We start from the raw sequence: 26,454 nt of genomic DNA, 5'->3' as shown, positions 1-26,454 counted from the left end.
CTTGTATTTTAAATGCGTATACTTTTGAAGCGGGTATTTTTGAAAATAGCATATCCATTGATAACATGTCTAAGCCGCCAAAGCGACTTAGCATTTAAACTTGGCTGCTTACATTAGAATTTTAAGCTTGCTTTATCGCAATCAAGCCACAACGAGATTTGAGGTGATCAGTTCTACCCCAGTTGCCGCCTGAATCTGTTCTAGGCTTACATCTTTGGCCAATTCAATCAACTCTACACCTTGAGGAGTAATATCCATCACTCCTAGATCCGTAATTATACGGTTTACGACCAGTCTACCCGTAAGCGGTAATGAACATTCAGCGACGATTTTAGGACTACCATCTTTAGCACAGTGTTCCATCAACACCACGACTTTTTGTACCCCAGCAACCAAATCCATTGCACCGCCCATGCCTTTTACTTTTTTCCCTGGGATCATCCAGTTGGCTAAATCTCCCTTTTCAGAAACCTCCATTGATCCTAAAATGGCAATATTGACCTTACCACCACGAATCATGGCAAAAGATTCAGCACTAGAGAAAAATGCAGCACCCTTACGTGCAGTTACGGTTTGTTTACCCGCATTAATTAAATCTGCATCGACAGTAGCTTGTGTTGGAAATTCATCAATCCCCAATAAGCCATTTTCAGATTGAAGCCAGACATTGATATTGTCAGGAATATAGTTTGCAACCAAGGTGGGTAAGCCAATGCCTAGATTGACATAAAAGCCATCTTCAAGCTCTTGCGCTGCACGTTCAGCCATTTCATTACGCGTCCAAGCCATGATTAAATCTCCGTCTTCAATGTCAATTGTTCAATTCGTTTTTCAGGCTGCGCATTTAAAACAATACGACTTACATAAATGCCCGGTAAATGAATTGAATCTGGATCTAACTCACCAATTTCAACAATTTCTTCAACTTCGACAATGGTCAATTTGCCAGCCATTGCACACTCAGGGTTAAAGTTTCGTGCAGTCTTACGAAAAATTAAGTTACCAGCTTTATCTGCCTTATAGGCTTTTACCAAAGCAATATCTGCAACCAATGCTTGTTCGAGTATGTAATCTTTACCATCAAATTCGCGAACTTCTTTGCCTTCGGCAATCAATGTCCCAACACCTGTTTGGGTAAAGAACGCTGGAATGCCTGCACCACCTGCACGTAACTTTTCAGCCAAGGTGCCTTGAGGTGTCAGCTCAACTTCAAGTTCACCATTTAAATATTGACGTTCAAATTCTTTGTTTTCACCGACATAGGATGAAATCATTTTTTTAATTTGTTTGGTTTGTAAAAGCTTGCCTAGACCAAAATCATCCACACCTGCATTGTTAGAAATACAAGTTAGACCCGTTACGCCAATTTCTTTTAAGGCATCAATCAATGCTTCTGGAATACCACATAATCCAAAACCACCCACTGCAAAAGTCTGGTTGTTTGCAACCACATCAGCCAAAGCTTCATGTGCATTCGCGACAACTTTGTTCATCGTTTTAACTCTATGTCCTTTAGAATTATTATTATTAACATCGAGCAAATTATTTTAGAAATTGATTCTTTCAAATGTCTAATGAGTAAAACTCATTAATCTGATTTGATCCTGAAACAGTGGACTTTATGATGGGCTAACATTCTTTTTAAAACTGGTGTGCCAATATCGTTTCAATAAATTGCGAAGAAATATTAGAAAGTTCAAAATCTTTTTTATAAATGATCCCAACCGAAAGATTGACATTGCCCTCTTCAATTTCAACCAAGACATTATTTTCTTTATCGATATAATTTTGAAAATGACGTGGAATCGCACTGACCCCCATACCAAAAGCCACAAAATGCGACAATGAACTAATCTGATGACACTCAAGTTTTAAATCTAAGATCATATTATTTTGTGAACATTTCTCTTCCACCACGTGTCGAATGATCGAAGGTTTCTGTAAAGTGATAAAAGGATAAGCATACAGCTCACGCCATGTCACACTTTTATGCTGCGCCAACTCATGATCCTTGGGAAGTAGTGCTAAAAAATCTTCATTGAAAAATGGCTTAAATATTAATTGATCATTGTGTTGCGGTTCAAAACAAATCCCAATTTCAAAAATGCCCTCTTGGACTTTTTCAATAATTTTTTCATTGGGAATATCATGGATTGAAAAATTGATATTGGGATGATTCTTATTAAATTCATGCAGTACGGCAGGTAAAACAGCATGTGTTGCGAAAGGCATCGAGGCAATATTCAATGTGCCACGATGTAATTTAAAACGCTGTTTGACATCTCTTTCCATGTCTTCCCAATTTGCCAAAAGTTTTTTAGCAAATGGAATCAACGAATTTCCCTCAGCAGTAAGATCCACACGGCGGGTATTGCGCTTAAACAGCTTGCCACCCAACTCATCCTCTAAACTTTTGATACTTAAGCTTAAAGCAGATTGACTTAGGCAAAGTTCATTGGCAGCATTGGCATAATTCAATGTCCGAGCAAGAACTAAAAAAGCTTTTAACTGTTTGAGTGTCATACGGCAACCTAACTGATTTATAGCTCTATAATACGCTAAACCAAGCGAGTTTTGATCCTAAAATGAGTCATTTGAGCTATCGATTTGCTTATAGAATAAGATATCAATCCATGCTAGCTGATCTCGCTTTTGCTCAGATTGATGTCTTAATAAAAGTTTTTAATTTATGTGATCTGTAAAAAATATGTCTATGCATTTAAATCAGGACAAAATCGATATACGACGTATTTCAAGCAATATACTTGTCAATAAAATCACTGTTGTAAATAAAATTAAAACGCTCAACATATACTCATTCGTCTGCACATCCAATTTGGCTTTTTCTTTTGCTTATCTATGACCTATTGCGCAAAAACCTCATGAAACTTGTTTCTATTCATTAGTTTTCCATATTGACTCATAAATATTTTCAAACAATGCCTCGAATAATTTGGATTATAGTTTTATCCATCATTTGGAAATGGATATTCCAATTTATAAGTCTGGACGATTTATAAAAGCTAAATTTATTGATCAAGATTAATTTCTCTAGATATCCATTTTTATTGGTTTCACTCACTAATGCATTTTTATGATTGAGATAGCCTTGTCGTGATTTGAAATAAAAACAAGGTGGGTTTTGACATATATTCTTTAAGGACGGAGTAAAAATATGTGGGAACTGGGTATAATTTTACTTTCTCTTGGCTTGTTGATGTACACAGCCTACAGAGGATTTTCTGTAATTCTCATGGCACCGATTTGTGCCTTATTGGCCGTCTTGCTGATTAACCCTGCCAACGTTTTACCATTTTATTCTGGTGTGTTTATGCCAAAAATGGTGGGCTTTATTAAAGATTATTTCTTGGTGTTTTTGCTGGGTGCGATTTTTGGTAAAGTCGTTGAAATGTCAGGTATTGCTGAATCCATTGCCAAAACGATTGTTAAATTAATTGGCTCTAAAAATGCAATGCTTACCGTTGTTCTGCTAGGGGCAATTTTAACCTATAGCGGCGTCAGTTTATTTGTCGTAGTTTTTGCAGTCTATCCCTTTGCAAACCAATTATTTAGACAAGCAAATATCCCTAAACGTTTGATTCCTGGCACGATTGCACTGGGTGCTTTCTCCTTTACCATGGATGCCTTACCGGGTACGCCTCAGATTCAAAACGTTATTCCAACTACATTTTTTGGAACCAATATTTATGCAGCGCCATTTTTAGGGATTATCGGTGCAATCTTTGTTTTAGGTGTTGGTTTAACTTATCTGGAATGGCGTCGTCGTGTTGCTGCTCGCAATGGAGATGGCTTTGCATCGGGTATTACTTTAACAGAAGCCGAACTTCAACAATTCGAAAATCAATCTCAGCAACAAGATAATGGTTCTGGTCTACGTCAATTCATGGCATTTGTTCCCTTAATTTTAGTTGCAGTGATGAATAAATATTTATCTACAGCCATTAAAACATGGTATCCAAATGGCTTTGATTTTAATGCGCTTGGACTAGCAAATTACACTGTCGATGTCGCAAAAACTTCAGCGATTTGGGCAGTTGGTTTGGCTTTAATCGTTGGGATTGTCACTGCGATTATGTTCGATTATCGTCGTGTTTCAACCAGCTTTAAAGAAGGTGTAAACGCAAGTATAGGTGGTTCTTTACTCGCTGTGATGAACACTGCATCTGAGTATGGTTTTGGTGCAATTATTGCCGCCTTACCGGGTTTTGCCGTGATCAGCCATGCTTTAGGTCATACATTTACCAATCCATTGGTCAATGGTGCAGTCACCACAACCGTTTTGGCAGGGATTACAGGTTCAGCATCTGGCGGTATGAGTATTGCCCTCAGTGCCATGGCTGACCAATATAATACAGCTATTGCTGCAATGGGCATTCCTGCTGAAGTCATGCATCGTATTGTTGCAATGGCATCTGGCGGTATGGACACCTTACCGCATAACGGCGCAGTAATTACCCTACTTGCTGTCACTGGACTTACACATAAACAATCTTATAAAGACATTTTTGCCATTACCATCATTAAAACAGTTGCAGTATTTGTCGCAATTGCTGCATTTACATGGTTTGGTATCGTCTAAGTTTATCTTCAAAATGAACACAGGGAGTCAATAATGAGTCAACTTCTCAAAGATAAAGTTGCATTTATCACAGGTTCAGCAAGTGGTATTGGTCTTGAAATTGCCAAAAAATTTGCCCTTGAAGGTGCAAAAGTGGTGATTTCGGATATGAATGCGGACAAATGTAATGAAGCAGTTTTAGCCTTAAAAACTGATGGATTTGAAGCCTTATCTGCACCTTGTGATGTTTCAGATGAAGATGCTTATGCTGCTGCTATTGGTCTAGCACATAGTACCTTTGGTCGTTTGGATATTTTGATCAATAATGCTGGTTTTCAACATGTTGCTGCCATCGAAGAGTTTCCAACTGCCATTTATCAAAAACTACTGAATGTCATGCTGGTGGGTTCTTTTATTGGAATTAAACATGCATTTCCAATCATGAAGGCACAAAACTATGGCCGTATTATCAATATGGCTTCGATCAATGGTTTAATCGGCTTTGCTGGAAAAGCGGGTTATAACAGTGCCAAACATGGGGTGATCGGTTTAACTAAAGTTGCAGCGTTAGAATCTGCTCGTGATGGAATCACGGTCAATGCATTATGCCCAGGTTATGTTGATACACCTTTAGTACGTGGTCAAATTAAAGATTTAGCCAAAACCCGTAATGTCAGCGAAACAAGTGCACTTGAAGATGTCATTTTAGCCATGGTGCCACAAAAGCGCTTACTCAATGTAGAAGAAATTGCAGATTATGCCGTTTTCTTGGCGAGTGAAAAAGCGGCGGGGGTGACGGGTCAAGCAGTGGTTATGGATGGTGGTTATACCGCTCAATAATACAGTTGATGATTGCAATGAGCATGAATTTATCTCTATGTAAATCATCTAACCAGATGTAATACATATTCATTTGTAGGGGGAAATCCTCCCCTACTGTTTTTTAGTTTTTCTATCTTTAGTTTTTATCAAAGTGAAAGGCTCACTTTGTCATGTGCCATAGCGAGACAATCCAACGTTCTCAGGTTATTCAAGGAAAATGAATATATGAAACCCATAAATAAAGTTGCCATTATTGGTACTGGTGTTATTGGTGCAAGTTGGGCAGCATTCTATTTAAGTAAAGGATTTCAGGTGAGTGCTTTTGATCCTGCAGCTGATGCAGAATTAAATTTAAAAAATAGAGTTCAAACCTATTTACTTGATCTGTTCGAATTGGCTGAAGAGCAAACCACCTCTTCTGATCATTATGTTTCAGACACTTTAAAAAATCTCACTTTTTATCAAAATCTAGCAGATGCGGTAAAAGATGCTGATTTTATTCAAGAAAATGGTCCTGAGCGAATTGATCTAAAAAAAGACTTATATGCACAGCTCACTCAAAACTGCCCCAAAGATAGCATTATCGCCTCAAGTTCATCTGGCTTAAAAATCTCAGATATTCAACATGATTGTCTATATCCTGAAAGAATTGTACTGGGCCATCCTTTTAATCCACCACATTTATTACCGTTGGTTGAGATTATTGGTGGAGAAAAAACCCAAGCGAACTATATCCATGATGCTTTTGAATTTTATAGATTATTGGGAAAAAAACCGATTTTAATTCAGAAAGAAGTCAAAGGCCATGTCGCCAATCGTTTACAGTCTGCAATTTGGAGAGAAGCATTTTATCTGGTTTCTGAAGGTGTATGTAGCGCAGAAGATATTGATATCGCCATCACCAATGGCCCCGGATTACGTTGGGCAATATTTGGTCCTTATTTAAATATGCAGTTGGCCAATCAACATGGATTTAAAGCTGCTATGCATCATTTAGGTGAACCGATGTCTGAATGGTGGGCTGATATGCACCCTTATACCTTGTCTGAAGAAAAAATTGAGATGCTGAATGAAGAAACTCAGCAGTTTGTTAAAAAACTAGGCGATAAGAATCTTCAATTAATTCGTGATCAGGCATTACTTCGATCTTTAAAGATGCGTAAAGAATTAGATTTGCCTTAATCGGGTTTTACAAAAGTGAGCTTCATTGATTCTCCAGAATTCTCATCTGGAGAATTTAGTCTTCAAAAATTTAGCCAAGGGAAACAGGATCATTGACCTTCCCGCTCCAAAATTGAATCAACATTTCAAAGCACCCCAAGCAACAATTTCTGACTGAACCTTGTTGCTTATTTTTGAATTACATCAAAAATGCCCATCAGCTTTTAGATTGTTCGAAAATTCGAATAGACATGCCAAGTTTCATATCATTATTGTTCTACTAAAAGCAGTTATCGTTGTCTTATCCGCTACTTTAATCATTAAGTCGCCCAAATAAGGGAAGTATTATGCTCAACAATAAAATAAAGTTAAAACAAATGTGGTAAAGCAATTTCAGTACAACGAATGAAAAATACAAACAATTCCTAATTCAAATGGTGACCCAATATGCGAACTTTCTATACGATTCTCATTGGTATAATGCTACTCCTTGCAATTCTTTTTATAAGTCGAATATTACGTGGTCGCTTTAGTCCAACATTATTTTTTATTCTGTTCATCTTGATTTGGTTTGTAGCAATGAGCTGGAATATGTATATGGGCATACAAGCAGGATATGCGGTTAAAGAAGAATTCTTAATATTTTTACTTAATTTTGGTATTCCTTCTCTTCTCGCAACTTACTTCATATATAAAAAATAAAAGCTCTATTTAGCTTGCTAAGGTTAAAAACCATCATGTAAACAACAATAAAAAATAGTGATTAATTATTATAAAGCACTCTCCAAAGAGAGTGCTTTTTTGTTAATTTTTTACTGGTTAAACATGATTAGGCATAGATTTGATCAATTAAAATTAGCTTTCCTTTTTTCGATAAAAGCCGCAACACCCTCTTTATAATTGTCTGATTGTCCAGCAATACGCTGTAACTCTCGTTCCAACTGTAACTGTTCAGCCAAAGTATTTTGCGAGGCAGTATTTAAGGCCTTTTTAATTAGCGAAATCGAACTGCTTGGTTGCTCTGCCAAACGTTCTGCCAATTCAATCACGCCCTGATCAAAAGCATCATCTTCATAGACCTCCCAAATAAGCCCCCAATTCAAGGCTTTCTGGGCAGATAACTTATCCCCGAACATGGTCAAACCTTTGGCTCGGGCAAGCCCCACCAGATGTGGTAAATTCCACGTCCCACCTGCATCTGGGATTAAACCGACTTTGCAAAAAGATTGTATAAACGTAGCAGATTGCTTGGCCACAACAATATCGCAAGCCAAAGCCAAGTTCGCCCCTGCACCAGCCGCTACGCCATTGACCGCAGCCACAACAGGTTTAGCCATATTGGAAATTTTAACGACTAACGGATTATAAAATTTTTCTAAGGCAGCACCTGCATCATAATCAGCTGCGCTTATCACCTCTTTATTTCTCGCTCTTAAATCCTGACCCGCACAGAAGCCCTTACCTGAACCAGAGATTACAATGGCTTTAATCTCAGTAGAAACCGCCCACAGGTCTAAAATTGCAGCAATTTCACGATGCATTTGCTCATTAAAACTGTTAAGCACCTCGGGACGGTTTAAGGTTAAATAGCCCACCCGATTTTCCTGACGAATCAAAATATGTTGAAAATCCATTTATTTTTACTCATTTAAATACAAAACTTCCTGACCCTGCTTAAAAAGCAAAGTCATCTTGTTCTAGTTCCATTACCGCTTCAGCGCCCGATGCAATAGCAGCTGCATGACTTTGGGTACGATGTAATAATTTTTGAAAGAAAAATTTCGCTGTGGTTAATTTAGCCTGATAAAATTTTTCGTCCTGCGTTGCTTGACTTAACTTTTCATCTGCTACTTGTGCCATACGTGCCCAAAGATAAGCAAACACGACATAGCTAGAGAAATACAGATAATCAACTGAAACAGCGCCAATTTCTTCTGGGTTTTGCTGTGCTTTTTTGGCAACACTGTCTGTGATTGATAACCACTGTTGCTTGAGTTCCGCCAGTTTTTCCAGATAAGCTGCCAATACGGTATTTGATTGATTAGCTGCAATAAACTGCTCAATTAAATTAGTCATATTTTTTAATAGTTTGCCATCCGACTTGAGCACCTTACGTGCCAGCAAATCTAAAGACTGAATCTCTGTGGTTCCCTCATACAAGGTTGAGATACGGGCATCACGAACAATTTGCTCCATGCCATGTTCAACAATAAATCCATGCCCACCAAAAATTTGTACGCCGTGTTTTGCCGCTTCATTGCCTGATTCAGTTAAAAAAGCTTTGGCAATCGGGGTTAAAAATGCCAACAATTCATCTGAGATTTTCTGTTGTTCAGGATCATTGGATGTTTCAACAATATCAACATGCTGAGCCAGAAAATATGCCAATGCGCGACCACCTTCAGAAAAGGCTTTTTGCGTCATTAACATCGAACGCACAGCTGGATGCACAATAATCGGATCAGCATTTTTATCTGGATATTTTGCGCCTGATAAAGCACGCATCGCCAAACGTTCTTTGGCATAACTCAGCGCACCTTGAAATGAAATCTCCGAAGCAGCCAACCCTTGTACAGCTGTTCCAATACGTGCTGTGTTCATAAAGGTAAACATACAATTTAGCCCACGGTTTTCAGGGCCAATTAAATAGCCTTTGGCCCCATCAAAATTTAAAACACAGGTTGCATTGCCATGAATCCCCATCTTGTGTTCAATCGCACTACAGATAACCTTATTGCGATCTTGGCAATCACCTGCATCATCGAGGTTAAATTTAGGCACGATAAACAGTGAAATCCCTTTGGTCCCCGCTGGTGCTTGTGGTAATCGGGCTAAAACAATATGAATAATATTTTCTGAAAGGTCATGTTCCCCAGCAGAAATGAAGATTTTCTCGCCCGTAATTGCATAACTTCCATCTGGGTTTGGTTCGGCCTTAGTGCGAATCAAACCTAAATCTGAACCGGCATGTGACTCAGTTAGACACATTGTCCCTGTCCACACGCCACTAATCAGTTTGCTTAAAAATTGTTGTTTCTGTACTGCTGTACCATGATGTTCAATGGTGCGCATTGCGCCATGCGATAAACCTGGATACATTGCCCAAGCCCAGTTAGAACCACACAGCATTTCTGAGATTGCAATACGCAATAAAGTAGGTAGACCTTGACCGCCATACTCAGGATCCGCCGTCAGTGAGGTAAAACCCAATTCAGTATATTTATGATAAGCCTGTTTAAATCCCGCTGGGGTTGTAACAACACCCTGATTTAAATGACAACCTTCCTGATCACCATTTTGATTGATGGGTGCAAGCTCATTTTCACAAAAGTCTGCTGCGGCATCTAAATATTGATTGATCAATTCACGACTGACCGTTTCCTGATATTTGGGTAGTTTTTGGTAGTTTTCTTCTGTTTGCAGCATTTCATGCAATACAAATTGCATATCACGCAGTGGTGCTTTGTATAAAGGCATAGTGTTTCCCTTTCAGTTCTTCTGCCAATGATGCAGATAGAGATGATTTCCCTTAGATGACAATTTTATTTTACGATTGCTTAAAAATATCAAATAAATTTCTTATTGCAAAATTTATTTTCATTTTTATTAGTTAAACTTATTCAAAAATACCGCCAAAAATATGACAAACCGACACAACAAGCTGTATTTGAACAATAATATTTTAATAAATCAAAATTCAAGTATAATATTTGATTAAAAAATAATTTTGTATAGCAAAATATTATTTCGTAAAATTAAATTTTATAGTATGGTAATTAGATCGCTTAAACACTCCAAGGATGATTTATGGATAACCCTCAATACACAGGTCTTGAATTCTTAACTGCTTTAAAAAATGGTGAAATTTCAGCGTCGCCCATGGCGCAAACCATTCCTATGCAGTTAATCGAAGTTTCTAAAGGCAAAGCGACGTATAAGGTTACGCCAAGTCAAGCGCATCGAAATATACAAGGAACAATCCATGGCGGTTTTTGTGCGACTGCTTTAGATACTGCAACGGGAAGTGCAGCACATACCTTGCTGGAATATGGCGTGGGTTATGGCACGATTGATCTCAATGTGAAAATGATTCGCCCAATGCAGATCGATACCGCCTACTACGCACAAGCTGAACTGATTAATGCTGGACGTAATATCATTACCACAGAAGGCAAAATTGTGGATGAAAATGGCAAAATTTATGCTTTTGCGACGGCAATACTGATGATCATACGAAAATAATAAAAAGACTAAGCCCTTTTGTGGCTTAGTCTTTTATCACTGTTTTCTTCATGGCATAAAAATCTATTCGATCAATTATAAAACTTAGAATTGCCATGGCTAAACCCACAGCCACACAGACACTCCATCCCCAATGTTTCCACGTGTAGACCGCAACCAAAGAACCCAACGCAGCACCACCAAAATACAATGTCATATAAATAGAATTAATTCGAGAACGTGCTTGTGCTGAAATTCGATAGACCAGATTTTGGTTAAGTACATGAAAGGCCGATAAACCAAAATAAGCCAAAATCACACCTCCTGCATAAGCCAGCAAAGACTGTTGGGCAAAAAACAGTGGAATCCATGCCAGTACCAATAACCACATACAAATCAGTGCAACTTTATTTTCCAATCCTTTGGCAATTTGTTTTCCCGCCCAAGGGGTTGCAAACACACCCGCCAAACCAACTATGCCAAATAAGCCAATTTGGAAATCATTAAAATGATAAGGCGCATTGGCAAGAATAAAAGTCATGGTGGTAAAGATCAACGCCAATATACCGAAGCCGATCCCACCTGCCAGACCGCGGCGAATTAAATGTGGCTGATCAACGGCCAATGTAAACAATGAACGATAAATTTGCAGCACTGTTAATTGATGAGATTTTCGAGCAACGGGTAATTTAAGCCACATCACTACTGCAAAAGCTAAAATCACCATACCACTGAGTAAATACACCGCATGCCATGACCAAACGGTCGAAAGTAAGCCTGCGATTGATCTGGCCAAGAGAATGCCTAAAAACAAGCCACTCATCAGTGTTCCGACAATTTGCGGGCTTTTTTGAGGGCTCGCCAAACCAGCAGCAAATGGCACCAAGACTTGTGTCGTAATCGAAAAGAAGGTGGCTAAAAAGGTAAAACCATACAATACGGGCAAGCTTTGACTTAAAGAAAGCCCGATCTGGGCAAAACCTGTGCAGCACATTAACAGACAAATATAGCTACGCTTTTCAAAAAAATCATCGAGCGGCACCAAGATAAACAGACCAACGGCATAAGAGAGTTGGCCGATCACAATTGTTAAAGCGACTTGTTCTGCATTGACCTGTAAGGCTTCTGCAATAGAATAAATCAAAGGCTGGTTATAATAGTTCGAACCTGCACAAATTCCACATGCCATTGCCATGATGAAAATAAAGCTTTTTGACAAGATATGCGTTGTGTCAGGTTGAACTATTTTTTCCATTGCGCAGCTCACCTTATTTTAGAATTTGTACATCGACACAAAGTTAATGCGGGAAACATCTGCTGTTCTTCCATCAAACACTTCACGCTTACCTTGATGATATTCCATACCAATATCAATTTGCTCAGCCGGTGAATAAAACAGATTAGCTGCATAATCCGTTAAGCGCTTATTTGCGTCAGGATTGAGTTTTGCATAGGCTGAATCATCATCAAAATCAAAAATTGATGCAGATAAATTTGCACGCCATTGCGGATTAAATTTATATGAATAGCCAATATTTAAGCTATTGAGTTTATTCATCTCTAAATCTGTTTTTTGCGCATTTAAAGAAAAATCACCTGCCGCATTTAAACTGGTTGCATTTGTCAGGCCAGTTTGTGTGGTATATGGCATGAATTTTTGATCACCCACGATATATTGATAATTCGCCTGTACAGATTGCGCTGGGCTTAGTTGGTATTTTAAACCAGCACCCGCGCCCCAACTGACTTTTTTAACCGTATCTTTCGCAACATCTACTGATTTTTCATTGACAAAACCTTGAACCAAAGCCGTTAAGGCACCTTCTTTTACCGTATATCGACCTGTCAATGTCGGGAATGCTGAAACCCGAGATCCAGTGTATTCCAATGCGACTTTTAAATCACTCTTGCCATTTATCTTCCAGTCATAGCGCACTTGAGGTGTACGGGTATAAGAGGTTCCCATAAACTGAGTATAATCGACGGACTCTGTACGTGTTTCCATATTGGACATCAAAGACCATGTTTGACCGAAAGTCCAATCTTTATAAGTAAAGAAAGCATGACGAATACGGAATTTACCATCGCCTGTACCCATGTTGGCACTGTCAAAGAAATCGGCTTCAATATTTCCTGTTACAGCCTTATCTGGACTGTTGAAATACACCCCGATTCGACTGGCATTGATCATGGCATCTGAGCGGGCATGATCGGAACGTTTGTCACTTTCAAACGGAGTACGGTTTATGCTATTGGTGGTTCTTCCTCCCGAATCTGGTGAGGACTTAAAATCAACTGCAGCATCAAGTCGGGCAATTCCATAGACTTTAACATTGTCTGTCCAAGTCACCCACGAAGGTGCAATTGGTTTCGCGGTTTCAAGTGCTTTATTTTTTTCTACATTTTCTTCAATTTTTGCTTGTTTGACCTGCAAATTATTTTGTGACAGCTTTTGAGCTTCGAGTTCTGCTTTGAGTTTTTGCAGCTCTGTCTCTAACAGATTAATCCGTTGTTCTGCTGTCACTGGTGAATTTGCAAAAATAGTCCCTGAAGCCACAGCGCAAGCTGTAGCTAAAATTAATTTTTTCATCTTTTAATCCTTAAAGAAGCTTTTTTTCCTACGCTTATAAACTAAGCGTCTCGTGCATCTATCAACGGGCAGCCCGTTACTGCCTGTAATTCATCAAAACTTAGTCCCGAAACCATTTCAGTGACATAGGCTTTGTGATCTTTTAATTCAATAATGCATAAATCGGTATAAATACGATCTACACACTGCTCGCCTGTAATGGGATAACTCAATGCATCGACAATTTTAGCTTCGCCCTTTTTGGTGACATGCTCCATATAGACATAAATTGACTTGGCACCCACCGCTAAATCCATTGCACCACCTACAGCGGGAACATCATCAGCTTTGCCAGTATGCCAATTGGCTAAATCGCCATTCACTGCGACCTGAAAAGCACCAATCACACAGATATCCAAATGCCCACCACGCATAATGTCAAAGGAATCTCCATGATGCATAAAGCAACCACCATCCAGCAAAGTGACTAATTCCTTTCCAGCATTGACTAAGTCCTCATCTTCTTCACCTGCTTTGGGTGGCGGGCCAAAGGCCAAAACCCCATTTTCTGAGTGTAGAAAGATTTCTTTGTCTTGAGGTAAATACTTCGCAACGTTGGTAGGTAAACCAATACCTAAATTGACATAAGCTCCTTCGGGAATATCCTGAGCAATCAACTGAGCGATATCTTCACGAGAACGTTTTTGAACTGACATTAGATATCTCCTACTTTGACAACATGCTGTACAAAAATCCCAGGTGTGATAATGCACTCAGGATCAAGGCTTCCTAGATCTACCGTATGATTCACTTGAACAATGGTTGTTTTTGCCGCTTTTGCCATAATCGGGCCAAAGTTCCGTGCTGCCTTACGATAGGTCAAATTCCCCCAACGATCGGCTTGATCGGCATAAATCAAAGCAAAGTCAGCTTCAAGCGGATACTCAAGTACATAGTTTCGACCATTAATGGTTCTGGTTTCTTTGCCTTCTGCGACTTTTGTGCCATAGCCTGTCGGTGTAAATATTGCACCTAGACCTGCACCTGCCGCTTGAATACGACAGGCTAAGTTGCCCTGTGGAACCAGTTCTAACTCAATCTTTCCTGCACGATATAAGTCTTGAAATACGGTCGAACCCGCTGACTTTGGAAATGAACTGATCATTTTTCTGACACAACCTGCAATGATCAGCTTGGTCAAACCACGATCACCAGAGGCAGCATTGTTATTGACAATGGTCAGCTCTTTTTTACCTAAATCGATCAAGGCTTCAATCAGTTCCGCAGGCTGACCTGTCACACCAAAACCACTGGTCATGATGGTTGCACCATCAGGAATTGCCTTTAAAATCGGTTCAATGTCACTGGTGATTTTATTTATCATTTCGCTTGTCCCTTTTCATCCTTAAATTGACGTGACAGGTCAAATTGTCACTCTGCCTTTTGCGGGTTAAATAGTCGGTCTTTAATAAATAACAATGGAATTACACCGCATATAAAGTACGCCCCAGCCATCACCAACAGTCCTAAACCAATCGAACCATGTTGTGATAAATAACCGATGGTTAATGGAGAGAAAATTGAAAGCACTTTACCGATGTTATACGCACCGCCAACCGCCGAGCCTCGAATTGAGGTTGGAAAACTTTCAGTCATATACGTAGCATTGATTGCATACGGTATGCCGTATAGAAAACCAAAGAACAGCATGAGCCATAAAATATTGGCAGGCGTGTTAAGGTAAACAATCACGGGAATAAATAGAGCTGTGCCAATTGTGCCGAATGCAAATACAGCGCGGCGACCCAATTTATCCGCAATAATCCCAGCAATAATTTTGGCAAACATCATGATTAAGAAAGTGCCGACCATATACATCGCCATTTCTTTAAACTTGATTCCTAGATCAGATTCCAAATAAGCCGGCAGCCAGTTACTCACACCGTAATAACCAAATTGCAAAGCACCGGTACTCAAAATCCACAGCACAAACATGGTGCCATGTTTCTTATCTTTCAAAATTTCCCAATACGGATTCTGACGTTTAACAGGCTGTGCATTTTGTGGCGTTGCAATGACTTTTAATTGGCGTGCTTTTTTCCATGACTCAGGCTCAGGTACGATAAAATGCATCAGTACTGATAAAATAATCGGGGTAATTGCAAGCCAATATAGGAAACGCCAGCCATGTTCAGGAATAATATGACCTGCCAACAAAGTCGCAAGTAAAGACCCCAAGGTATAGCCCGTCATCAGTGTTGCCAACACAGTAGAACGATGTTTGGTCGGTACCATTTCAGACATTAAAATATTACAGGCAATATAAAGTGCGCCTAAGCCCATTGCACCGACTGTTCTTAAAATCGCAAATTGCATATATGAATGGGTAAAACCCAATGCACAGGTCAGAACAGAAGAAAAAGCAATAAAGAATACAATCACCCGTACTCGGCCAAAGCGATCACAAGCCCATCCACCAACTAAACCACCCACGGCGGAACCTAACAGTGTCAAACTGCCCAAAGTTCCTGCTTGTACACCGCTCAGATGAAACTCAGCCTTTAAACTGTTCAAACTTAACGCTAAAAAGCCTAAATCTGCGCCATCACAAAGCAAAGTAAAAAATGCAAAGATAAAGGCCGTAATCCAAATCTTTTTGGGTGTCTGAATCACCTCTCCAGCACCATTATTACCGCTATTATTTTGTGTAACTGTTTCCGTTGTCATGTCCATATCCTCAGAAGGAATATGAGGCATCCCCTGCCTCATGGCATCTAATTGTTATTAGGCTGTAGCGTCCCTAATCATGTTTTTTGCGATAATCAATTGTTGAACTTGCGTGGTTCCTTCATATAAACGGAACAAACGCACATCACGATAAAAACGTTCAATGGCATATTCACTGATATAACCAGCACCACCGTGAATTTGTACGCAACGATCTGCGACCCGACCACACATTTCAGTGGCAAACATTTTTGAACAAGATGCTTCTGTACTGATGTTTTCACCATTATCACGGCGACGCGCAGCATCGAGCACCATACATTTTGCCGCGTAAATTTCAGCTTTTGAGTCTGCAAGCATGGCTTGGATCAATTGAAAATTAGCAATCGGCTGACCAAATTGTTTACGCTCAATGGCATAGTGAAGTGCGTCATTTAACATCCGTTCAGCCACACCGACGCTATATGCACCAATATGTAAACGACCTTTATCTAAAACCTTCATGGCTGTTTTAAAACCAATACCTTCAATCCCACCAATCAGTGCTGATGCTGGAACGCGGCAGTTTTCAAAAATCACATCACAAGTATGAGAACCCTTTTGTCCCATCTTTTGATCGATTTTTCCCAAACTAATCCCAGGCGTATTGGCTTCAACTAAAAATGCAGAAATACCACTTGCGCCTTTAATATCAGGATTGGTCCGCGCCATCACGGTAAAAGTAGCAGCATGTGGTGCATTGGTAATAAAGCGTTTGGTACCATTTAAAACGTAAAAATCACCATCTTTGACCGCACTGGTTTTTAAAGAGGCGGCATCTGAACCAGCCTCAGGTTCGGTTAAGCAAAATGAACCAATAATTTCACCGCTGGCATAACGAGGAAGATATTTTTGTTTTTGTTCTTGTGTACCATCAATCAAAATCGCACTTGAACCAATACCATTGTTGGTACCAATCAGTGAACGGAATGCTGGTGAAGTTTGTCCAAGTTCAAATGCAACATTCACCTCCTCTTCCATGGTAATTCCCAATCCACCATATTCTTCTGGAATGGTTAACCCAAACAAACCTAATTCACGCATTTGTTGCACGATATCCTCAGGAATTTTGTCCTGCTCGGCAACCTCATGTTCACGTGGAATCAATTCATTTTTTACAAAGTCACGAATTGTTGTGAGCAACTGTTGCAACATTCCTTCATCACGGATCATCTATGATCTCCCTTCTTTTGTAGCTTCATTGCATCCATCAGCTATTCCAGCTGGGTAATGGATACCCTGTTTTAAATCTTGTTTACTGCGAATGTGTTTCATAGTACGAGATTAAAAACACAAATTTCAAGCTTTTTTGAAAATTAATTTCATTAAGCGAAATTTTATACTCTACCAATATTAAATATCAATCACTTATAAAAATATGCTGAAGATAAAGTGCCGAGAGGAACAAAAAATACTTGAAATAAATTTCAAAACACGCATTATTAAAGAAACATAGTTTTGATCTGCGAAACAAGGAATCAAAAAATGAGTGAAATAACAGGGAACAGTTTCATTGAAGTTGACTATTCTGTTCAGAAAGTAGCGATCGTGAAGATTAATCGTCCAGAGGCTAAAAATGCCTTAAATACACAGCTACGTCAGCAACTGGCTCAAGTGTTTACTGAGTTAAGTTTTAATGACCAGATCAATGCCATTGTGCTCACAGGTGGTGAGGAAGTTTTTGCCGCAGGGGCAGACTTAAAAGAAATGGCAAGCGCGACCTCCACAGAAATGTTGCTACGTCATACAGAACGTTATTGGAATGCAATTGCGCAATGTCCTAAACCCGTGATTGCTGCTGTAAATGGTTATGCACTGGGTGGCGGTTGTGAACTTGCCATGCATAGCGACATTATTATTGCGGGTAAAGGCGCAACTTTTGGTCAACCTGAAATTAAAGTCGGTTTAATGCCTGGCGCAGGTGGAACCCAACGTCTCTTCCGTGCAGTGGGTAAATTCCACGCGATGCGTATGATCATGACAGGTGTAATGGTCAAAGCAGAAGAAGCATATAGCATTGGACTGGTTTCCCAAGTTACTGAAGATGACCAGACCATCTCAACCGCTATTCAAATGGCGCAAAATCTGGCAAAAATGCCACCCATTGCCCTGCAACAAATCAAAGAAGTTGCTTTAATGAGCGAAGATGTTCCATTAAATGCAGGTTTGGCATTGGAGCGTAAATCATTTCAATTGTTGTTTTCGACCGAAGATAAAAATGAAGGCATTCAAGCATTTATTGAAAAGCGTAAACCTTCATATCAAGGCAAATAAGTTTAATTGATAACAACAATGGAATAGAAATGGCTAGAAAAGTATTGATTAGTGCAGGCGGTTCAGGAATTGGACGATGTATTGCAGAAGCATTCTTAGCGCATCACGATGAAGTTTTCGTTTGTGATATCAATGCAGAAAGCTTAGCGCAATTCCAAAAGGCCTATCCTGCACTACATATTTATGCATGTGATTTATCTAACCATGATGAAATCAAATCTATGTTTAGTGATGCCATCAGCAAACTGGGGCATATTGATGTTCTGGTCAATAATACAGGGATTTCTGGCCCAACCATTGCAGCAGAAGAACTGAGTTTTGCCGATTGGAGTGCGGTATTAAACCTTAATTTAAATAGTACCTTTGCGATCACCCAACTCGCCATCCCCTTTTTAAAACGGTCGGAAGCAGGTGTCATTATCAATATGTCATCGATCGCTGGACGTTTGGGCTATCCATATCGTTTGGCTTACGCGACCTCTAAATGGGGATTAATTGGTTTTACCAAAACATTGTCGATGGAACTTGGTGCAGACAATATTCGAGTCAATGCCATACTTCCAGGTGCAGTGGATGGGGAACGAGTTCAACGGGTGTTACAAGCGCGTGCAGATGTCGCGCAAACTTCTTTGGATGCCGTTACGCAAAATGCACTTAAAAATCAATCGCTCAAATATTTTGTCAATCCAAAGCATATTGCCGATTTGTGTATATTTTTAGCCTCGGAAAGCGGTTGCTCTATTTCTGGACAAATTTTACCGATTGATGGTGACAAACAATGTCTGAGTTAACCCACCAAACTGTACTGGTTTCTTTCGTTTCTATTTTTTCCATCTCTAATTTTTCGTTTAATCTGGATCAGTTATCAGGATGATCGACATGACTTATGATATTCAAAGCATGGCTGTAATTGGTGTTGGCATTATGGGCAGCGGTATTGCTCAAATTGCCGCACAATCAGGTCATACCACTTATTTATATGACACCAAAGAAGGTGCTGCGCTACAGGCCAAAGAAAAGCTGGCAGCAACATTTCAAAAGCTGGTCGATAAAAATAAAATCAGCGCTGAACAGGCGGAAAATGCCAACAAACATTTGATCGTTGCCGCTCAACTTGAAGATTTAAAAGCCTGTGAATTGATTGTGGAAGCGATTGTTGAGCGTTTAGATATCAAACAAGCGTTGATGCAACAACTTGAAAAGATCGTTTCAGACACCACTATTTTAGCCTCAAATACTTCATCGCTTTCGATCACAGCCATTGCAGCAAACTGTAAAAAACCACAACGTGTAGTCGGTTTCCACTTCTTTAATCCGGTACCCCTGATGAAAGTTGTGGAAATAATCCAAGGATTAAAAACGGATCCACGTATTGTAGCTGCATTAAATGAGTTGTCACGTGCATTTGGTCATCGACCTGTTGTTGCCAAAGATACCCCAGGATTTATTATTAATCATGCGGGGCGCGCCTATGGCACCGAAGCGTTAAAAATCTTAAATGAAAACGTCTGTGACATTAGTGAAATTGACCGCATTTTAAGAGATGGTGTTGGTTTTAGAATGGGACCATTCGAACTCATGGATTTAACAGGACTGGATGTATCACATCCTGTAATGGAGTCGATTTATCATCAATACTATGAAGAAGCCCGTTACAAGCCCAATCCATTGACCAAACAAATGCTTGAAGCCAAACAACTTGGGCGTAAAGTCAATCAAGGCTTTTACCACTATGAAACAGGCACAAAAACAGGTGAAAAACCTGCACAGTTTGTTGAGCGTTTAACCAACTATCCAAAAGTTTGGATTGCAGCTGATTTTGCTGAAGATAAACGACAACTGGAAGATTATTTAATCCAACAAAATATTGTCTTAGATACAGGTTTAGAACCACTACATGAGAGTTTATGTTTACTCGCTTGCTATGGTGAAGATACCACCCAAGCAGCGACACGTTTAAAAGTCAATCCACAACAAGCTGTTGCCATAGATATGCTATACGGCATAAGCAAACATAGAACGTTAATGCCGTCACTGGCGACAAGCACGGAGTATCGTCAAGCAGCCCACTCTATGTTTAATTTAGATGGTGCTATGGTCAGCATGATCGCTGAAAGTATTGGCTTTGTGGCACAACGTGTTTTAGCCATGGTGATTAATTTAGGTTGTGATATTGCACAACAAAATATTGCCAGTGTCGATGATATCAATGCCGCAGTCCGTTTAGGTTTAGGCTATCCCTTTGGCCCTATTGAATGGGGTGATCATATCGGTAGCCAAAAAATCTTACTCATTCTCAATCGTATCTCAACACTCACCTATGACCCACGCTATCGCCCTAGCCCATGGTTACAACGTCGTGTCGCATTAAATTTACCGCTTACTTTTAATTCTGGATTTTGAAAAGGAACTTCTCAATGTTAAATGCCTATATTTATGATGGTTTACGTAGCCCGATTGGTCGTCATGCAGGCGAGCTCGCTTCAATACGTCCAGATGATTTAGCTGCGGCAGTTTTGCAAAAGCTCCTTGAAAAAACTGGGGTTCCGGGCGCAGCGATTGAAGATGTTATTTTAGGCGATACCAACCAAGGTGGTGAAGACAGTCGTAATGTTGCCAGAAATGCCCTATTACTCGCGGGCTTACCTGTGACTGTTCCCGGCCAAACTGTAAACCGTTTATGTGCAAGTGGTTTGGGTGCTGTGATTGACTCTGCACGTGCCATTACCTGTGGCGAAGGCGACTTGTATATTGCAGGTGGTGTAGAAAGCATGTCACGTGCTCCATTTGTGATGGGTAAAGCTGAAACTGCCTATAGCCGTGAGGCCAAAATTTACGACACCACAATTGGCTCACGCTTTCCAAACAAAAAACTGATTGCACAATACGGTGGTCACTCAATGCCTGAAACTGGTGACAATGTCGCAGTTGAGTTTGGCATTACCCGTGAACAGGCAGATTTATTTGCTGCCCAATCACAAGCAAAGTATCAAACAGCCAAACAAGACGGCTTTTTTACTGGTGAAATTACCCCACTTGAAGTCTTTCAAGGCAAAAAGTTACCACCAAAACTGGTTTCTGAAGATGAACATCCTCGCCCAAGCTCAACGGTTGAAGCCTTAACCAAATTAAAACCATTATTTGAAGGTGGTGTCGTCACTGCCGGAAATGCATCGGGTATTAATGATGGTGCTGCTGCACTACTCATCGGTTCCGAAGCAGCGGGTCAAAAATATGGCTTAAAGCCAATGGCAAAAATCTTGTCAGCAGCAGCAGCAGGTATTGAACCTCGTATTATGGGTGCTGGCCCAATCGAAGCAATCAAAAAAGCCGTTGCACGTGCAGGGCTAACTTTAGATGATATGGATATCATTGAAATCAATGAAGCTTTTGCTTCACAAGTATTATCTTGCTTAAAAGGTTTAGATGTTGATTTTAATGATCCGCGTGTCAACCCAAATGGTGGTGCAATTGCCATTGGCCACCCACTTGGGGCTTCTGGTGCACGTCTTGCACTGACAGTTTCGCGTGAGCTGATTCGCCGTAATAAGAAATATGCTGTCGTTAGCTTATGCATCGGCGTAGGACAAGGCTTAGCCATGGTGATTGAAAACGTGTCATAACATTGACTGTTTAATCACTAACCGAGTATCCATTCATCACAACAGCGCAGTGATGAATGGATTTATTTTGCAGAGCGAAATATAATAGCCAAACTGTTGCTTTATTATATTTGAGTATTGAATGTCTCAGAATTCAGAAACTGAACAACCTATAAATTTTGATGAGATACGTCTTGATCCTATTTCACATATTCATCGGGAAAATAACCCCCAATTTATCGCTTCTTTAGCACGTGGTTTAGAGCTATTACGTTGTTTTTCTGCCAACAATCAAGTCTTGGGTAACCAAGAACTGGCAAAAATGACGGGTTTACCAAAACCAACCATTGCGCGGATAACCAATACCTTAGTGTCATTAGGCTATTTAAAACAACTACCTAATTCCACCAAATATACCTTGGATATCGGTGTTTTATCTTTAGGCTATGCAGCCTTGTCCAATATTTCTATCCGTAATATTGCACATCGCTATATGGAAGAAATGAGCCAATATGTACAAGCACCGGTTGCGATGGCAACCCGTGACCGTTTAAACATGGTCTATATCGACGTGGTTCAGATCGAAACTGCTTTAAATATGCGCCGTCCCATCGGCTCAACCCTACCCATTCACAGCAGTTCCATGGGTCGAGCTTGCTTGGCGGCTACACCTGAACGTGAGCGTAACTTTTTACTGGATGCGCTTAAACAAAAAAATGCTGAAAACTGGCCTGCAATTAAACGTTCTTTAGAACGAGCTTTCCGAGATTATCAAGATTACGGATATTGCCTTTCTTTAGGTGAATGGCATAAAGAAGTAAACTCTGTTGCTGTACCTTTAGTCAGCTCCAAACATGGTCTTTATGTGTTTAACTGCGGTGCACCAAGTTTTCATTTAAACCCTGAAAAACTTGAAGGTGAAATTGGACCCCGTTTAATCCATATGGTGCACAACATTCAAGATGCTTTGAGTGAAACGCCTTAACAACGATGATTAAAATCAGATGCTTAAAATCAGCAGATACATGGTTGTGTGGATTAAAAGTTCCGATTTCATAATGACAAACCATAGGCATGATGAAAAACACTCTCTATACCCCAACCATTATTTTAATGGCAGTTGCAGCAGGCATCTGTACTGGTGGGAATTATTTTAGCCAACCACTGATTCATTCCATTAGTCTAAGTTTAAATTTAGCAGATACCACCACAGCATGGGTGCCTACTTTAGCGCAAATCACCTATGCAGCAGGTCTGCTATTTTTAATGCCTTTAGGCGATATTCTTGAAAAGCGTAAGTTGTTATTTATATTTATGCTGCTTGCCTCAATTGGGCTAATTATTAGTGGTTTTTCCCACAATATTTATCTGTTAATGCTCGGTACCATCATTACAGGATTATTTTCTAGTTCAGCCCAACTGTTGTTACCACTGGCTGCCAGTCTGGTTCCAATTCAACTTAGTGGTCGTGTTGTTGGTTTTTTACTGAGTGGGTTAATGATGGGTGTCTTATTGGCACGCTCATTATCAGGGATGATGTCGACGCTTTTTGCTTGGAATGTTATTTATCTGCTCAGCGGTTTTTTATTATTGCTCATTGCGATTATTTTGTACCGTAATATTGGCTTATTTCCTCCAACCAAATCTGAAAATTATCTCAAAACAATTCACTCACTACCGCAAATCTTTATTCAAAATCGTCGCCTAAGAATCAGAACCTATATTGGTGGATTAACCTTTGCCTGTGTAAGCTTAACCTTTACCACCATGTCTTTACTCTTAGCTCCTGCGCCTTATTTTTTCAGTGATTTTACGATTGGCTTATTTGGGTTTGTCGGTGTTTTAGGGACATTCGTTGCCAATTTTTCCGGTAAATTTATTGATCAAGGCTATATTCATAAAATTTCGATATGTTGTGGTATCGGTCTGATTTTAAGTTGGCTATTGTTTTTGTTGCTCCCTTATCATTTTATCTTTTATATCATTGCCTTACTTATCCTTTACGCCTCACTCTCGGCTGTTCATGTCACCAATCAAAGTATTGTCTTTAAGCTTAACCAACAATTACGGTCACGTTTCAATGCGATTTATATGACAGGTTATTTCGCTGGCGGTGCTTTAGGGACCACGAGTGGAAGCTATGCATGGAAACATTTTGGCTGGACAGGTGTATGTATCTTGGGCTTAGTTTTTGCCCTGCTGTGTTTATATTATTGTCTTACAGATGCTAAAAATCAGCACAACTCATAGTGTTGTGCTGATCTTTAAAAGCAGTCTTTCATCATCTAGATAAAGCTGAACTCAAATAGATATTTATAAAAGCCCGAATAAACGTCCACGAATAATGTCTTCTGCATCTTTTACAATACGGTTGACCAGTTCATCACATGTCGGAATGTCATGGATCAGACTGGCAACCAAACCGCATGACCATGCCCCAGCATTGACATCGCCATCAATCATCACTTTAGGATAAACACCTGCAACTTCTTCAATGATATCTTCAAATTTAATCTGGTCTCCAAGTGCTTTTTCTTTGGCTACAATTTTTTCTACAGCCGCATTATTCATAACACGCTCAGTGTTACGTAAAGCACGCATAATTAAACGGGTATCTCTTTCCGTAGCATTCAGGATCGCTTGTTTTACATTTGCATGTACTGGCGCTTCTTGAGTTGCAATAAAACGCGTTCCCATATTAATGCCATCCGCCCCCATGGCTAAAGCGGCAGCAAGTGAGCGTCCATCAGCCATACCACCTGATGCAACAAAAGGAATTTCTAAGCTATCGGCAGCTAAAGGCAATAAAATCATATTCGGTACATCATCTTCACCGGGGTGCCCACCACACTCAAAACCATCGACAGAAACAGCATCACATCCAATTTTTTGAGCTTTTAGACTATGCCGAACCGAAGTGCATTTATGAATTACTTTAATTCCAGCAGCCTTTAAATAAGGCATGACCTGTTCAGGATTACGACCTGCTGTTTCTACAACTTTTACCCCACCCTTAATAATTGCCTCGACAAAACCCGGATAATCAGGTGTATTGACTGTGGGTAAGAAAGTTAGATTGACACCAAAAGGCTTATCGGTCATTTCTCGACATCGGGCAATTTCTTTTGCTAGATTTTCAGGTGTTCTCTGGGTTAAACCGGTAATAATGCCTAACCCACCCGCATTTGAAACTGCAGCAGCCAGCTCGGCAAAACCGACATAATGCATACCGCCTTGAATAATCGGATGTTCAATTTCAAATAATTCTGTAATTTTGGTTTTCATATTCTTTCCACTCACTATTTTATATTTAGAGGCTCATTTCTTAGCATCCTATGCTTGTCGATGATTTATTAAATCTGATCGATCATGAGTCCACTGTATTCTCACTTTGTTTGCAAGGTGACGAATTTAAACAAGCTCTGAGTACCTTGATGAAAAAAAACACCCATTTTCCGTAAGCAAACTATTTAACATGCATCTTATTAAAAAGGCCAACAATGCAGATTGTTGCTGGCCTTTCAGTTTTAAAGCAATAAAATTAACTAATTTCAGTGCGGATATTATTCACCATATGCAGAAGACGCGGTGCAATATCCTCTTCAAGTTTTTCGCGGTTCATAATAAAGCTTGGTCCGCCGCAGTTAAATACCAATAGACCATGTTGTTCATGAATCAAGGGAACTGCCACTGAATTGACATCTTTATGCCATTCACCAATTGAAAAACAATAACCAAAATCTTGATAATCTTTAAATGCCTTATCTAAATCACGGTTGATCTTGATCCAATCGTCTTTATGTTTGCTACGGATTGCATCAAGTAAAAACTCTCTTTCATCTTCAGGCATTGCAGCCAGACATGCACGTCCCATTGAACTTAAATGAATCGGTAAATAAGTACCGACTTGACGACGCATGGTCATATTGCCCTTGCCTTGTACCACATCCAAATAAATCATATTTAGACGATCACGCGTTGCCATTGCCACAGCAGCACCCGCATAATCCGCTAAATTTTTCATATAGGGATGTGCAATATTACGGATAGACACATTAGAAAGCATGGAGTAACCAAACGCCAAAACCCCAACTGAAAGTTGAAATTTGCTTGAATTTGGGACCTGCTTGATATAGCCCAAACGTGACAATGTGTGCGTTAAACGGGTAATGGTCGGTTTAGGCAAACCGGTCATTTGTGATAACTCTTGATTACCCAAATGCTGATGTTTTGGGGTAAAGCAACGTAAGAGTTCTAAACCACGTCCTAAAGCTGTAATAAATTGACGATCATTTTCATCTTGCATATCTTCAATCGGATGCAATAACTCATGCCTCAAAGGCGCTAATAATTTTTCTGTTTGTTCTGCATCTACGGCATCATTCATGGTTATACCAATTCACATATTTGTTTCGCACTGCGAAAATTATAATCTATTTTTTCTATAAATAGCAAAAAGC

Annotated in this window: 23 protein-coding genes and 1 pseudogene; 11 read left to right on the top strand and 13 right to left on the bottom strand. The window is 39.8% G+C overall.

All coding sequences use genetic code 11. From position 1 onward, the window contains the following. Positions 1-141 precede the first annotated feature (141 nt). From AC07U8_RS08000 to AC07U8_RS07990, 3 genes are all read right to left on the bottom strand, one after another. Positions 142-789 (bottom strand): 3-oxoacid CoA-transferase subunit B, encoded by a 648-nt coding sequence (locus tag AC07U8_RS08000; protein WP_494737654.1) that lies wholly within the window; start codon positions 787-789, stop codon positions 142-144. Between the two features lie 2 nt (positions 790-791). Beyond that, a complete protein-coding gene (locus tag AC07U8_RS07995; protein WP_004721433.1) occupies positions 792-1,493 on the bottom strand; it encodes a CoA transferase subunit A in 702 nt (233 codons plus the stop codon). A gap of 148 nt (positions 1,494-1,641) precedes the next feature. Further along, a complete protein-coding gene (locus tag AC07U8_RS07990) occupies positions 1,642-2,523 on the bottom strand; it encodes a LysR family transcriptional regulator (RefSeq protein WP_494737653.1) in 882 nt (293 codons plus the stop codon). A gap of 652 nt (positions 2,524-3,175) precedes the next feature. Here AC07U8_RS07990 and AC07U8_RS07985 point away from each other — a divergent pair. From AC07U8_RS07985 to AC07U8_RS07975, 3 genes are all read left to right on the top strand, one after another. Beyond that, positions 3,176-4,600 carry a GntP family permease gene (locus tag AC07U8_RS07985; protein WP_004820560.1) on the top strand — a complete coding sequence of 475 codons (1,425 nt, stop codon included), beginning with the start codon at positions 3,176-3,178 and terminating at the stop codon, positions 4,598-4,600. Positions 4,601-4,633: 33 nt separating this feature from the next. Beyond that, positions 4,634-5,419, top strand: coding sequence for a 3-hydroxybutyrate dehydrogenase (locus AC07U8_RS07980; RefSeq protein ID WP_096733811.1), 786 nt, complete (start codon positions 4,634-4,636; stop codon positions 5,417-5,419). A 207-nt stretch (positions 5,420-5,626) separates the two neighbouring features. Further along, positions 5,627-6,583 (top strand): 3-hydroxyacyl-CoA dehydrogenase NAD-binding domain-containing protein, encoded by a 957-nt coding sequence (locus AC07U8_RS07975; RefSeq protein ID WP_494737652.1) that lies wholly within the window; start codon positions 5,627-5,629, stop codon positions 6,581-6,583. Between the two features lie 824 nt (positions 6,584-7,407). Here the strand turns inward: AC07U8_RS07975 and paaG are convergent. Both paaG and AC07U8_RS07965 read right to left on the bottom strand, forming a co-directional pair. Next, positions 7,408-8,196: a 2-(1,2-epoxy-1,2-dihydrophenyl)acetyl-CoA isomerase PaaG gene (gene paaG, locus AC07U8_RS07970; protein WP_494737651.1), complete on the bottom strand. Its 789-nt coding sequence runs from the start codon at positions 8,194-8,196 to the stop codon at positions 7,408-7,410. Positions 8,197-8,236: 40 nt separating this feature from the next. Next, a complete protein-coding gene (locus AC07U8_RS07965) occupies positions 8,237-10,039 on the bottom strand; it encodes an acyl-CoA dehydrogenase C-terminal domain-containing protein (RefSeq protein WP_494737650.1) in 1,803 nt (600 codons plus the stop codon). A 330-nt stretch (positions 10,040-10,369) separates the two neighbouring features. Between AC07U8_RS07965 and AC07U8_RS07960 the strand changes: the two genes are divergently transcribed. Then, on the top strand, positions 10,370-10,804 hold the full coding sequence (locus tag AC07U8_RS07960) for a PaaI family thioesterase (RefSeq protein ID WP_494737649.1): 435 nt from the start codon (positions 10,370-10,372) through the stop codon (positions 10,802-10,804). Between the two features lie 25 nt (positions 10,805-10,829). Here the strand turns inward: AC07U8_RS07960 and AC07U8_RS07955 are convergent, their stop codons facing one another. Genes AC07U8_RS07955 through AC07U8_RS07930 form a run of 6 tightly spaced genes read right to left on the bottom strand, consistent with a single transcriptional unit; the run spans position 10,830 to position 17,291 of the window. Beyond that, positions 10,830-12,038: an MFS transporter gene (locus AC07U8_RS07955; protein ID WP_494737648.1), complete on the bottom strand. Its 1,209-nt coding sequence runs from the start codon at positions 12,036-12,038 to the stop codon at positions 10,830-10,832. An 18-nt stretch (positions 12,039-12,056) separates the two neighbouring features. After that, positions 12,057-13,373, bottom strand: coding sequence for an outer membrane trimeric porin-like protein DcaP (gene dcaP / locus AC07U8_RS07950; protein WP_056512965.1), 1,317 nt, complete (start codon positions 13,371-13,373; stop codon positions 12,057-12,059). Between the two features lie 41 nt (positions 13,374-13,414). After that, positions 13,415-14,068, bottom strand: a complete 654-nt coding sequence (locus AC07U8_RS07945) for a 3-oxoacid CoA-transferase subunit B (RefSeq protein WP_034614881.1) — start codon at positions 14,066-14,068, stop codon at positions 13,415-13,417. Further along, a complete protein-coding gene (locus AC07U8_RS07940; RefSeq protein WP_004721455.1) occupies positions 14,068-14,736 on the bottom strand; it encodes a 3-oxoacid CoA-transferase subunit A in 669 nt (222 codons plus the stop codon). Before AC07U8_RS07940 ends, AC07U8_RS07945 begins: the two co-directional genes overlap by 1 nt. Positions 14,737-14,783: 47 nt before the next feature. Then, complete coding sequence (locus AC07U8_RS07935) at positions 14,784-16,079, bottom strand: MFS transporter (protein WP_494737647.1); 1,296 nt, start codon at positions 16,077-16,079, stop codon at positions 14,784-14,786. A gap of 57 nt (positions 16,080-16,136) precedes the next feature. Further along, on the bottom strand, positions 16,137-17,291 hold the full coding sequence (locus AC07U8_RS07930; RefSeq protein ID WP_105712995.1) for an acyl-CoA dehydrogenase family protein: 1,155 nt from the start codon (positions 17,289-17,291) through the stop codon (positions 16,137-16,139). Positions 17,292-17,603: 312 nt separating this feature from the next. On the opposite strand from AC07U8_RS07930, the gene AC07U8_RS07925 reads away from it, so the two are divergent. The 6 genes from AC07U8_RS07925 to AC07U8_RS07900 all read left to right on the top strand — a co-directional run bounded on the left by AC07U8_RS07925 (position 17,604) and on the right by AC07U8_RS07900 (position 24,244). Then, complete coding sequence (locus AC07U8_RS07925; RefSeq protein WP_315077223.1) at positions 17,604-18,392, top strand: enoyl-CoA hydratase; 789 nt, start codon at positions 17,604-17,606, stop codon at positions 18,390-18,392. 29 nt (positions 18,393-18,421) lie between these two features. Continuing rightward, on the top strand, positions 18,422-19,183 hold the full coding sequence (locus AC07U8_RS07920) for an SDR family oxidoreductase (protein WP_209826407.1): 762 nt from the start codon (positions 18,422-18,424) through the stop codon (positions 19,181-19,183). 88 nt (positions 19,184-19,271) lie between these two features. After that, complete coding sequence (locus AC07U8_RS07915; RefSeq protein WP_494737646.1) at positions 19,272-20,795, top strand: 3-hydroxyacyl-CoA dehydrogenase; 1,524 nt, start codon at positions 19,272-19,274, stop codon at positions 20,793-20,795. A 14-nt stretch (positions 20,796-20,809) separates the two neighbouring features. Next, positions 20,810-22,015, top strand: coding sequence for a 3-oxoadipyl-CoA thiolase (locus AC07U8_RS07910; RefSeq protein WP_494737645.1), 1,206 nt, complete (start codon positions 20,810-20,812; stop codon positions 22,013-22,015). 121 nt (positions 22,016-22,136) lie between these two features. Continuing rightward, entirely contained in the window at positions 22,137-22,979 is an 843-nt protein-coding gene (locus AC07U8_RS07905; protein WP_004721464.1) for an IclR family transcriptional regulator, read from the top strand. Positions 22,980-23,068: 89 nt separating this feature from the next. After that, the gene (locus tag AC07U8_RS07900; protein WP_494737644.1) at positions 23,069-24,244 is read left to right on the top strand and encodes an MFS transporter; all 1,176 of its coding nucleotides are present in this window, start codon (positions 23,069-23,071) and stop codon (positions 24,242-24,244) included. A 63-nt stretch (positions 24,245-24,307) separates the two neighbouring features. Here AC07U8_RS07900 and AC07U8_RS07895 read toward each other — a convergent pair whose 3' ends face one another. Next, complete coding sequence (locus tag AC07U8_RS07895; RefSeq protein WP_494737643.1) at positions 24,308-25,279, bottom strand: NAD(P)H-dependent flavin oxidoreductase; 972 nt, start codon at positions 25,277-25,279, stop codon at positions 24,308-24,310. A gap of 50 nt (positions 25,280-25,329) precedes the next feature. Between AC07U8_RS07895 and AC07U8_RS07890 the strand changes: the two are divergent. Then, positions 25,330-25,455, top strand: a pseudogene (locus tag AC07U8_RS07890) (enoyl-CoA hydratase); the annotation flags it as partial. Between the two features lie 80 nt (positions 25,456-25,535). On the opposite strand, the gene AC07U8_RS07885 reads toward AC07U8_RS07890, so the two are convergent. Next, the gene (locus tag AC07U8_RS07885; RefSeq protein WP_004721467.1) at positions 25,536-26,381 is read right to left on the bottom strand and encodes an IclR family transcriptional regulator; all 846 of its coding nucleotides are present in this window, start codon (positions 26,379-26,381) and stop codon (positions 25,536-25,538) included. Between the last annotated feature and the right edge of the window lie 73 nt (positions 26,382-26,454).

It is taken from the genome of Acinetobacter sp. GW821-FHT01E09 (assembly GCF_059422385.1).
This window is presented reverse-complemented; position numbering and strand designations above follow the sequence as displayed.